The sequence below is a fragment of the Lachnoclostridium sp. genome, assembly GCF_031997925.1.
GTDB lineage: Bacteria > Bacillota > Clostridia > Lachnospirales > Lachnospiraceae > Lachnoclostridium.
The window spans coordinates 1-11,424 of the sequence record NZ_DAMADT010000028.1; the positions used below are offsets into that span (position 1 = coordinate 1).

Sequence of the window (11,424 nt, forward strand, 5' to 3'; positions counted from 1 at the left end):
ATTTTATCTCTATCAAAATCAAAAGAATGTACTAAAAAAAAGATGTTCTTGGTGGTTCATTAGCTTTTGTTATTTGATCACAGTAGGTAGTGTACTAATACCACAAATTCCTAATATTCTAGTAGATTTTGATATCTTAGAATACCCAGTTTGGATTTTGGGAATTGCCTTACTTGCAATGTTTGTAGATACCAATCTTGCCTTATTACTATCATTTGGCATGGTTATGTTTACTTTTTATGGAAATAATACATATGAGGTGCAACTGATATCTTTGGTTCTTTCTTTCCTTATTTGTTTACTTACAAAATACTTAAAAAAATGGATTTCTTTTCTATATGCAATCTTAGTAACGGTATCATTATTCATAACCATGTTAGTAGTTCAGAGTGATTTTACCTTGGACAAGGTAGTAACGAAAAAAAATATTATTTATTATACTTGTGTTTTTCTAATTCTTTTGTTAAGCTTTTTATCTGGCAGTATTATAAAAGTATTTTCTCAGAAAAAGAAAAGCTCTATAGTTTCACTAGCGAATGATAAGGAAGAGTTTGCTGCAAGTTTAGGAGTAATGAATGAGGATATTTTAAAAGAAGTAAACAATGACTTTAACACAGTAGCATTAGAAGGGAACTTCTTACATCAGGAAGAATTGCTGGTTGGCAATAAATCATGTTTTACAGTTCAAGAAGTAGCAGACCTACAATTCCCATTAATGAAACGGTTAGAGGAAGAATCGCCTAAATTATTACTTCATTCCAAATCAATTGCATATCTATCACAAAAGGCAGCAGGATGTATTGGGGCAAAAGAAGATCTCGCTTTTGCAGGAGGTTTGTATCATGAAATTGGACGACTTCTTGGCCCAGATTATGTGAAAAATGGAGAAGAGCTTGCAGGTCAATATAAACTACCAAAAGAAGTCAGCGATATGATACGCCAACATAATTTTAAAGTAGAACTGCCAAAGACAAAAGAGGCAGCTATTGTAATGCTTTCCGATAATATTTTCTCAACTATTTTATATCTAAAAAATTCAGGTGAGACAAGCATTACCGCGGAAAAGGTAATTGAAAATACGTTTTCCATTCGATTGAATAAAGGTACTTTGGATGAAAGTGGTATCTCAATAAAGGAATTTCATAACTTGAAGGAATTCTATATTAGCAATATAGCTTATATTTTAAATTCTTGATAAAGGCAGATGGGAGTTAATATGACGATTCATATAGAGAAAGAAACAGAATTGAATTTTGATTTTAATGAAGAAATATTGATTAAGGAAGTAATTGAGGCAGCACTTGATTATGAAGAATGTCCCTATGAAACTGAAATCAATGTTGTTTTAACGAACAATGAGGAAATTAAAGAGATTAATAAGGAATATCGAGAGATTGATGCTCCAACGGATGTTTTATCCTTTCCTATGGTAGAGTTTGGTGAACCTTCTGATTTTGACCATGTGGAAGAAGAGCAGGAGGATTGTTTCCATCCTGATTCTGGAGAGCTAATGCTCGGGGATATTATAGTTTCTGTGGATAAGGTTATTAGTCAGGCTAAAGAATTTGGTCACAGTGAAAAGAGAGAATTAGGATTTTTAATTGCTCATAGTATGCTTCATCTTTGTGGGTACGATCATATGGAAGAGGAAGAGCGTGAAATCATGGAAGAGCGACAACGAGCAATTCTTGATCGAATTCATCTTAGCCGTTAAATGAGTTTTATAAAACACTATCTTCTCATGCAGGATTTCAACAATTAGTAAAGGCAGTTGGATACACAAGTGGCATAGTTATTAAAGGGCGCGAAGGCGTCAGAATGGATGTAAATATGACGAATCAAACTGACTGTAAGAATAAAAGTGTGAAAGAACCTCGCTCTTTCACACAAATGAAAAAAGTAGGCTATCTGCTTAGCCTTCTTTTTCTGTGTGTTTTGGTAACTGGGTGTAAGAAGAATTCACAAAAGGATAATTCGATTATTATCCTTCCAACCTTAACACCTACAATAGAGCCAACAGTTACACCAATCATAACGCCAGAAGTGAATAGAGAAGGACAGGCAATCAGTAAATTAACAGGGCTTTGGGTTGAGGAAGAAATTGCAAACCAACGGCCTTTTGCAGTTATGCTTAATAATATTCGGGTTGCGAATCCACAGAGTGGAATCGGTGATGCGGTTATCTTGTATGAAGCACTTGTGGAAGGTGGAATTACAAGGTTGATGGGAATCTTTGAGGGGATTGATAAGACGACAAAGACCGCGGAGCGCATTGGAAGTGTAAGAAGTGCAAGACATTATTATGTAAGCTTTGCAGATGAATACGATGCAATCTTTGTTCATTATGGTCAAACTTCTTATGCAATAAAAAAGATAAAGAAACTTGGAATTGATACCATCAGTGGTATGGAAGGTGTCGGAGTAAATTCTTTTTATCGTGATAAAAGCATTAAAGCACCACATAATGCATTTTTATCGTTAGATGGTATTCAGAGGGCTTTAGAAAAAGGAAAACTTCGTACAACCTATGAAGAGGGCTATCAAGGGCACTATCAATTTTATGATAGTGATAAGGATTTAGTTGGAGCTAGTTTGGCAGGAAAAGTCACTCTAAAATTCTCCTCCACTGCAAAACCATATTTTATATATGATTCGAATACCAAAGAATATCTTAGATATCAATACGATGACAAGCATATTGATGCAAATACAAGTGAGCAATTAACTTATAAAAATCTGATTGTCCAATTTGTGAAAGAGTGGAATATCGATAAAAATGGATATCAGACGATGGATATTGAAGATGCAAGTGGTGAAGGATATTATTTTACCAACGGAAGTTTTATACCAATTACATGGAAAAAGAACGAAAGCACTCGTTTTATGAAATATTATAATAAAAGTGGAGAAGAACTTATCATAAATCCTGGAAAGACCTATATTGGGGTATTTCCAGATAACCATGTCTCTGACGTTATGATAGAGTAGGGACAGTATGTACATGAATTAAGTGTTTATCGTGATATGACAGCTTATTAAAAATTCTTACACCACAGGAAAACTCTTTGGAAACAATGAAATTGTATAAATTTCATTCTATTGTTTCAAGACATATAAATCACGAAAAAATTAGAGAAAATCATGGGAGGATAGTTTCATGAGTAATAAACAAAATAAATATTTAGTACAAGGATCCATTCTGGCGGTATCCTCCATATTAGCCAGATTGATTGGTATGTTATACCGGATACCTCTAAATCGTATTGTTGGAGATACCGGGATGGGATACTATTCCATGTCCTTTGAGTTATATAATTTAGCTCTTTTGCTTTCCTCTTACAGTATTCCATTAGCAGTATCTAAGCTAGTGTCTATCAGAGATCAGAAGAAAGAATATAAAAATTCTTATCGTATTTTCTTATCTGCGATGGCGTTATCTACCTCTGTCGGATTATTTGCGAGTGCAATATTGTATTTTGGAGCAACGTTTTGGGCTGGTTTAATTGGTGGAGAAAATGCTGTGGATATCGCAATTCCACTTCGTGTCCTTGCACCGACGATTTTTATATTCTCTATTATGGGTGTACTTCGTGGATTGTTTCAGGGAAAACGTACCATGGTACCTACTGCAATTTCTCAGTTATTAGAGCAGATTGTGAATGCGATAGTAAGTGTTGGAGCAGCTTATTTTCTAATGAAGGAGCACAATGCTTCTGTTCAAATTGATGCCTATGGTGCTGCCGGCGGTACTGCAGGAACATTAGCAGGAGCGGTATTTGGCTTACTATTTTTAGCAGTAATCTTTCAGGCGTATCATCCGATATTAAAGAAAAAATGTAAAAAAGATCAAGCAGAACATCAAGAGAGCTATAAGGAAGCCCTTACTGCGATTGTTTATACCGCAATGCCTGTTATCATAAGTCAAACAGTATTTAATTTAAGTGGTATTATTGATGCAAAATTATGGACGTGGTTATCAGAGGAGCGTGGTATCTTAAAAGAACAAAGTGCAGCAATCTTTGGTATCTATTCATCGAAATATAAATTACTTACTACGGTTCCTATTGCGATATCAACCGCTCTTGGTACTGCAATTGTACCAACGTTAGCGATGGCACATCAAAATGGAGACCAAAAGGAATTGCATAAAAAGATCGCAATGTCAGTGAAATTCAATATGTTGATTGCTTTTCCATCAGCGATTGGTCTAACGGTTTTAGCAAAACCAATTGTTATAATGTTGTTTGGTTACAAGGGCAATGTGGAGCTTAGTGCGGAATTAATTCGATTAGGTTCGATTGCAGTCGTATTTTTTGCACTTTCCACAATTACCAATGGTGTACTTCAAGGAATTGACCGTATGATGGTACCAGTGAAGCATGCAGCTATTTCACTGGTTATTCATATACCAATTGTAATTTTATTAATAATGGTAGGAAAGCTAGATGCCTATGGATTAGTCATTGGTAATATATCCTTCGCCTTAGTAGTCTGTATCTTAAACTGGATTTCAGTGGGGAAGGCATTGAATTATAAGCAAGAAGTTATGAAAACGTTTGGATTACCGTTTGCAGCCTCAGTTACAATGGGTATTGTTGCTTACTTTTCCTACGAATTCACCTATCGTATCCTACATTCCAATGCAATTAGTGTTATATTCTCTATCATTGTTGCCGTGATTGTATATGGTATTAGTATTATTTTACTTCGAATCATGGATGAAGAGGAATTATTAGAGATGCCAGCGGGTAGAAGTATTCTTATAATATGTAAAAAGCTGCATCTGTTGTAAAAATCAGTATATTTGGGGAAAATCAGTCAATACTTCATAGACAAAGGAGTGTGAACAGGCTATGAAGCGATTGGTTGGATATTTCTTAGGTTTTGTAGGATTATGTGCGTTTTTTACAACGTGCTATTATATTAGTTTTCAAAGGGCATTAAGTCATTTTAACGAAAAAGCAGTGGAGAGGGATCATCAGTTACTGAAATCGCTAGAAGAATATAAAAAGCAGGAACTGCTATTATACAATCAGCAACAGGTACAAGTGACACCAGAACCAGAAGTTTCGACAGCAAGTCATGAACAAGATATTATATTGCCAAGCACGATATATGTACTAGAGACTTATCAACTAAAAGATAATAATTTAGTGAGAGAAGAATTAGCACCAACAGCAGATTTGATTGGGTTGACGAGAAGAGAGATTATCTTAAAATTAAGTGATTATATGAAGGAAATACCGATATCTGAAGAAATGGAAGGACTATATGGGTATGAACTTCTTTCTTTCTCACCGAAAGAAGTTGTGATTCGTAAGAGTTATAATGCAGATATGCATAAATTCCAATATTATGTTGCAGTAAGAGACGGTAAAGTTATTGTTTATTATAGTGATCGGAAGACTGTTTATGAACAGACGGAAATCGATGCAGTAAATCTACCAGAAAAGGACCGCAACGAATTAATGAAAGGAATTGATGTTAGAACAAGGGATGAATTATACTCTCTATTAGAAAGTTATTCAAGTTAGGAAGATATGGAGGTAAGGATGAGATACGATTGTATTGTGATCGGTGGAGGGGCCTCTGGAATGGTGGCTGCTATATTTGCAGCGAGAAGAGGCCAACGAATTGCTATCATTGAACATAGGGAACGATTAGGTAAGAAGATTCTTGCTACAGGAAATGGAAAATGTAATTACACAAATCAGGTACAAACACCGGATTGTTACCGTGGAACTCATCCTGAATTTGCAATGGCAGTGCTACGTCAATTTGACGTGGAGCAAACCATTGCTTTTTTTCAGTCTTTGGGCATTTATCCAAAGGTAAGAAACGGGTATGTATATCCAAATTCTGAGCAAGCTTCGGCGGTAGCGGACGTTTTAGCTATGGAGCTAAAAAAATTGAAGGTGGATGTATTTTTAAAAGAACATGTTTTAAATATTGAAAAAGAAGAACACGGATTTTTAATTCGTACAGAGGAGAAAAAGGAATATCGTGGTGATAGAGTAATTATCGCGACTGGAGGTTTGGCTGCGCCGAAGCAGGGTTCGGATGGTAGTGGACTCAAGATTCTAAGAAAGCTTGGACATACAATCGTTGAACCATTTCCAGCTTTAGTTCAACTAAAAGCAGAAGGTAAATTCTTTAAGCAGATATCTGGTGTCAGAATTGATGCAAAAGGTGAGCTCTTTTCGGGCGCTAAAAAGGTAACAGAGGAAATCGGAGAATTTTTATTTACCGACTATGGGATCTCTGGTATCCCCGTGTTTCAAATGAGTAGATATGCAGTAGCCTCAGTGAACCAAGGAAAAAACACACAATTACTGCTTGACTTTTTCCCTCATTTGTCTGAAAATGAATTGCAAAACTTATGGTATGAAAGAATCAAATGCGGGGGATATAAAACCATAGTTGAATTATTCACTGGGCTATTAAATAATAAATTAAGCAGTACTTTATTAGCATTAGCGAAGATCAATCCGGATAGTAGTGCAAAGAAGTTGTCAAAACAGGAGAATTCCAATTTAATAAGTCTATTAAAGAGATTTCCGATTACGATAACAGGAAGTAACGGCTTTGAAAATGCCCAGATTAGTGCGGGTGGAGTAAGCACAGAGGAAGTAAATCCAGAGACTATGGAATCAAAGCTTGTGAAAGGGCTTTATTTAACAGGTGAAGTCCTCGATATCGATGGTACCTGTGGTGGTTATAACCTACAGTGGGCTTGGACCACAGGAGCAGTTGCGGGGCAGCATATAGGAAAATAAAGATTATAAAACATTGTAGATAGAAAAAAACATGGAGGAAGCATATGATACGAATTAACCAATTAAAACTCTCCATAAATCATACAGAGAAGGAACTAAGGGAGGCAGTTTATAAAAAACTTCGAGTTACTCCCGACATTATTCAATCTATCACCATTAGAAAGCAATCCATCGATGCAAGAAAGAAAACGGAAATCAAATACATATATGCGATTGACGTTGTGGCAAAAGAGGAAAGCAAAATAGTAAAACGTGTAAAAGATGCGAATGTAGCTTCGGTTACTGAGTCAGAATATTCGTTTACTATTCAGGGACACGATTCTTTAAAGGAACGACCGATTGTTGTCGGAAGTGGACCGGCAGGGCTATTTTGTACTTATTTTCTTGCAAAGAATGGGTATCAACCTATTCTAATAGAACGTGGACAGGCGGTAGAAGAGAGAATAAAAACAGTAGATCAGTTTTGGCTTGACAGTTGCTTAGATACTGAATCCAATGTTCAATTTGGTGAGGGTGGAGCAGGTACATTTTCAGATGGTAAATTAAATACCATGGTAAAGGATACGACAGGACGTATCAGACAGGTCTTAAAGGTACTTGTGGAGCATGGCGCACCAGAAGAGATTTTATATAAGAATAAACCGCATATTGGTACCGATGTATTAAGTACTGTGGTAAAAAATATTCGAGAAGATATCAAAGCTTGTGGAGGAACGATTTATTTTGATACGAAACTTACGGATGTCTTGATAGAAAATGGAGTTGTTACCGAAATAGAGGTAACAAAACGAAATCGAAGTAAATTTATTGATGGTGTGATAAATTCAGATTCTTCCATAGAAAAAATACCATGCTCAGCTTTAATACTTGCGCTTGGACATAGTGCGAGGGATACCTTTGAGATGTTATATCGCCGTGGACTTACGATGGAGAAGAAAGCATTTGCAGTTGGTGTCAGAATGGAACATAAACAGGAGCTAATCAGCAAAAATCAATATGGTGATGAGTACGTAAACCTATCTGCAGCTGATTATAAGGTAACACATCAGTGCAAGAATGGAAGAGGGGTATATTCCTTTTGTATGTGTCCTGGCGGCTATGTAGTAAATGCTTCTTCGGAAGAAGGTAGATTGGTAGTTAACGGTATGAGTTATCATGACCGAGCAGGAGAAAATGCAAACTCAGCCATTATCGTAACAGTTGGACCAGAAGATTTTAACAAGATACCGGGAGCAGTGGATACACCGCTTGCTGGAATGGAATTTCAAAGGTACTATGAAGGGCTAGCATATCAGACTGGACGGGGGAAAGTTCCAGTTCAACGATTTGGAGACTTGTTAAGAAACAGGGAGAGTGTTAAAATAGGTCATATTAAGCCGAATATTCGTGGTAATTATACCTTAGCTAATCTAAGAGATTGCTTACCAGATTACATGGTAGAAACAATAATTGAAGGTATTCAGGCGTTTGACAAGAATATTCCTGGTTTTGCAGATGAAGATGCGATACTTTCGGGAGTAGAGATGAGGACCTCTTCTCCACTTCGAATCATGAGGGATGAGACCTTAGAGAGCAATAGAAAAGGAATCTACCCGTGTGGAGAGGGCGCTGGTTATGCAGGTGGTATTGTTTCAGCAGCAGTAGATGGAATGAAAGTATATGAAGCGTTGGCAGTGAAGTATCATCCATAGCGGATAGTTGTTAAATTGAAAAGGCGATTTTATTTTATAGTTATATTTTACTACATCTGCAAGCAGATGTAGTAAGCATTTCAGTGTGAATAAAGGGTTCACGCTTGTATGGGGAACCGGGTATGGCTCCCTGTCAGAAAGGGGATTAGTTTAACATGAGAGAAATACTAACGCACAAGCAGAGAATAGTAATCAAAATAGGTTCTTCCTCTTTAACACATCAAGGGACTGGTAACCTCAACTTATCAAAAATGGAAAAATTGGTACGAATCCTAACGGATCTTTCAAACCAAGGAAAAGAAGTTATTCTTGTTTCCTCCGGTGCTATTGCAGTTGGAAGAAAATCACTTGGATTGATGAAAAAACCAAAAGAATTAGCACTAAAGCAAGCATGTGCTGCGGTTGGTCAGGCACGTCTTATGATGGTATACCAGAAGTTATTTGCAGAATATAATCAGATAACAGCACAAATATTGATGACGAAGTATACTATGATCAATGATATCAGTCGAGAAAATGCACAGCGTACGTTTCATGAGCTATTAAAACTTGGAATAGTACCGATTGTAAATGAAAATGATACAGTTACAACAGACGAATTGGAATTTGGTGATAATGATACGCTATCAGCCATCGTTGCTGCTTTAGTTGACGCTGATTTACTGATTTTACTTTCCGATATTGATGGACTTTATAGTGATGATCCTAGAAGTAATCCAGATGCCACTTTTATTGATACCGTTGAGGTGATTGATGAAAATATCTTAAAGATGGGCAAGGGTGCTGGTTCTAATGTTGGTACTGGCGGCATGAGTACTAAGATATCTGCAGCTCGAATTGCGACAGATGCTGGTGCAGATATGGTAATAGCAAATGGTGAGGATTTAAGTGTCATCCCTCATATCTTGGAAGGAAAGAATGTTGGAACTTTGTTTAAGGCTCATAAAAATCAAGATTTTAATATGTTAGACTACCTTTCAACCAAACAATATCCGAAAGAATAATAGGGAATCGATAAGACAACGATTTTGTTTATGGCAAGAAAAGTTCGAATAATATGCTTTTTCTTGTTTTAAAGGATTTAGATTTAATAATGGTAAGTTAATAAACATTGAAATTTCCCGTTAGTAATGAATAAGCTTGGAAATTTCATTATAGATTAATAAACATTGAAAATACGTATTAGTAAATTAATAAACATTGAAAATACGTATAAGTAAGATAAACTTAGAAGAATTAGTTAGAAATAGGAGTAAAATTTCTTATGGATGAATTAAAAATAGAAAGAATTAATGAGTTATATCACAAATCACAAGCGGAAGGGTTGTCAGAAGAAGAAAAATCAGAACAACAAAAACTTCGTCAGGAATATATTGCTGCGATTCGCCAAAATATGCGTGGAACGCTTAATAACATCTCATTATTAAATCCAGATGGGTCAGTAACCGATTTAGCAAAGAAGGATAAGAATTAAAAATGATGGATAAGAACACGTTTAGAAAAATGAATAGGGCTAAGAGAGATCAAATGTCAGAGGAAGAGTCGCAGGTAAAATCATCTGCTATTTTAGAACAATTATTAAAACTTCCTGATTTTATGTTGGCGGATGATTTATTTACTTATGTATCTTTTGGGAAGGAAGTTAATACCCACGGGCTAATTAAAAGTGCGCTCCTATTTGGTAAGCGTGTGTATGTGCCCAAAGTTTTAGATAAAAAGTTCATGGAATTTTATCAAATAGAGGGCTTAGAGGAACTCTTACCAGGAACTTTAGGTATTCTAGAACCGGAACCTAAAAAATTGGGACAAATGCAGAACGAGCGAAAGCAAATCATGATTGTTCCTGGGTTAGCGTTTGATTTGATAGGCAATCGAATTGGTTTTGGTGCAGGATATTACGATAGATATTTCATTGAACATCCGAATCCGAATTTGAAAAAAGTTGCAATAGCTTATGATTTTCAAATTGAGGAAGAGTTACCAGCAGATCAGTTTGATATCCCAATGCATAGAATTGTTACAGAAAAGCGTCAAATTAGAATATAAAGGAGGTATCAGTATGGAGGATCTATTAGTGATTGGTTCTGCGGCAAAGGCAGCAGCAAGTGAACTAAGTCACCTTGGACAGACTAAGAAAAATGAAGGATTGCTGGCTTGTGCTAAAGCGTTGATTATACACGAGAAGGAAATTCTAACAGCGAACCAGCTTGATATTGAAAATGCAGAAAAAAATCAGATGAAGGAATCTTTAATTGACCGTTTACGTCTAACATCCAATCGTTTGGAACAGATGGCAGATGGATTACGTCAGATCGTTTCCTTAAAAGATCCAATTGGTGAAGTCCTTTCGTCTGAAATCCGTCCAAATGGTCTTCAGATATTAAAGCGTCGTGTACCAATCGGTGTTATAGGAATCATTTATGAATCCAGACCAAATGTAACCTCAGACGCATTTGGACTTTGCTTTAAAGCAGGAAATGCGGTGGTATTAAGAGGTGGTAGTGACGCAATTCATTCTAACCTTTCTATCGTAAAAGTACTGAGAGAGGCATTAAAAGAAATAGGTATTAATGAAAATGCAGTACAGTTACTAGAGGATACCAGTAGAGAAACTGCGACAAAGCTAATGAAATTAAATGAGTACATAGATGTACTTATTCCTCGTGGCGGAGCAGGACTAATCAAGTCAGTTGTTGCAAATAGTACGATTCCAGTAATTGAGACTGGAACTGGAAATTGCCATGTCTTTGTAGATGAATCTGCTGATTTTAATATGGCGCTAGATATTATTGAAAATGCAAAAACACAACGTTTGGGAGTATGTAACGCTTGTGAATCTCTCGTTATTCATGAGAATGTGTTAAAAGAGTTTTTACCACAAGTTTATCAAAGACTTACAAAGAAACAGATTGTATTCCGTGCAGATGAAAAAGCTAGGGCAATCTGTCCTCAAATGG

General features: G+C 36.2%; 11 protein-coding genes. All 11 read left to right on the forward strand.

Annotated elements, in window-relative coordinates:
- Positions 1-1,195: HD domain-containing protein (locus RTP52_RS15505; protein ID WP_312372355.1), on the forward strand; the 1,195-nt coding region annotated here is incomplete at its 5' end.
- A 21-nt stretch (positions 1,196-1,216) separates the two neighbouring features.
- Complete coding sequence (gene ybeY / locus RTP52_RS15510) at positions 1,217-1,714, forward strand: rRNA maturation RNase YbeY (RefSeq protein WP_312104424.1); 498 nt, start codon at positions 1,217-1,219, stop codon at positions 1,712-1,714.
- A gap of 104 nt (positions 1,715-1,818) precedes the next feature.
- A complete protein-coding gene (locus tag RTP52_RS15515; protein ID WP_312372356.1) occupies positions 1,819-2,988 on the forward strand; it encodes a DUF3048 domain-containing protein in 1,170 nt (389 codons plus the stop codon).
- A 169-nt stretch (positions 2,989-3,157) separates the two neighbouring features.
- Complete coding sequence (locus RTP52_RS15520; RefSeq protein ID WP_312104428.1) at positions 3,158-4,792, forward strand: putative polysaccharide biosynthesis protein; 1,635 nt, start codon at positions 3,158-3,160, stop codon at positions 4,790-4,792.
- A gap of 61 nt (positions 4,793-4,853) precedes the next feature.
- Positions 4,854-5,534: a BofC C-terminal domain-containing protein gene (locus RTP52_RS15525; protein ID WP_312372358.1), complete on the forward strand. Its 681-nt coding sequence runs from the start codon at positions 4,854-4,856 to the stop codon at positions 5,532-5,534.
- Between the two features lie 18 nt (positions 5,535-5,552).
- The gene (locus RTP52_RS15530) at positions 5,553-6,776 is read left to right on the forward strand and encodes an NAD(P)/FAD-dependent oxidoreductase (RefSeq protein ID WP_312372360.1); all 1,224 of its coding nucleotides are present in this window, start codon (positions 5,553-5,555) and stop codon (positions 6,774-6,776) included.
- Between the two features lie 44 nt (positions 6,777-6,820).
- Positions 6,821-8,467, forward strand: coding sequence for an NAD(P)/FAD-dependent oxidoreductase (locus RTP52_RS15535; RefSeq protein ID WP_312372362.1), 1,647 nt, complete (start codon positions 6,821-6,823; stop codon positions 8,465-8,467).
- A 155-nt stretch (positions 8,468-8,622) separates the two neighbouring features.
- Positions 8,623-9,471, forward strand: coding sequence for a glutamate 5-kinase (gene proB, locus RTP52_RS15540; protein WP_312104440.1), 849 nt, complete (start codon positions 8,623-8,625; stop codon positions 9,469-9,471).
- Positions 9,472-9,731: 260 nt separating this feature from the next.
- Positions 9,732-9,941, forward strand: a complete 210-nt coding sequence (locus RTP52_RS15545) for a DUF896 domain-containing protein (RefSeq protein WP_312372363.1) — start codon at positions 9,732-9,734, stop codon at positions 9,939-9,941.
- Between the two features lie 2 nt (positions 9,942-9,943).
- Complete coding sequence (locus RTP52_RS15550) at positions 9,944-10,513, forward strand: 5-formyltetrahydrofolate cyclo-ligase (RefSeq protein WP_312372365.1); 570 nt, start codon at positions 9,944-9,946, stop codon at positions 10,511-10,513.
- Between the two features lie 13 nt (positions 10,514-10,526).
- Positions 10,527-11,424: glutamate-5-semialdehyde dehydrogenase (locus tag RTP52_RS15555; RefSeq protein WP_312372366.1), on the forward strand; the 898-nt coding region annotated here is incomplete at its 3' end.

Coding starts and splice junctions, on each gene's coding strand:
- ybeY (WP_312104424.1), top strand. CDS start 1,217: ATGACGATTCATATAGAGAAAGAAACAGAATTGAATTTTGATTTTAAT.
- RTP52_RS15515 (WP_312372356.1), top strand. CDS start 1,819: ATGGATGTAAATATGACGAATCAAACTGACTGTAAGAATAAAAGTGTG.
- RTP52_RS15520 (WP_312104428.1), top strand. CDS start 3,158: ATGAGTAATAAACAAAATAAATATTTAGTACAAGGATCCATTCTGGCG.
- RTP52_RS15525 (WP_312372358.1), top strand. CDS start 4,854: ATGAAGCGATTGGTTGGATATTTCTTAGGTTTTGTAGGATTATGTGCG.
- RTP52_RS15530 (WP_312372360.1), top strand. CDS start 5,553: ATGAGATACGATTGTATTGTGATCGGTGGAGGGGCCTCTGGAATGGTG.
- RTP52_RS15535 (WP_312372362.1), top strand. CDS start 6,821: ATGATACGAATTAACCAATTAAAACTCTCCATAAATCATACAGAGAAG.
- proB (WP_312104440.1), top strand. CDS start 8,623: ATGAGAGAAATACTAACGCACAAGCAGAGAATAGTAATCAAAATAGGT.
- RTP52_RS15545 (WP_312372363.1), top strand. CDS start 9,732: ATGGATGAATTAAAAATAGAAAGAATTAATGAGTTATATCACAAATCA.
- RTP52_RS15550 (WP_312372365.1), top strand. CDS start 9,944: ATGATGGATAAGAACACGTTTAGAAAAATGAATAGGGCTAAGAGAGAT.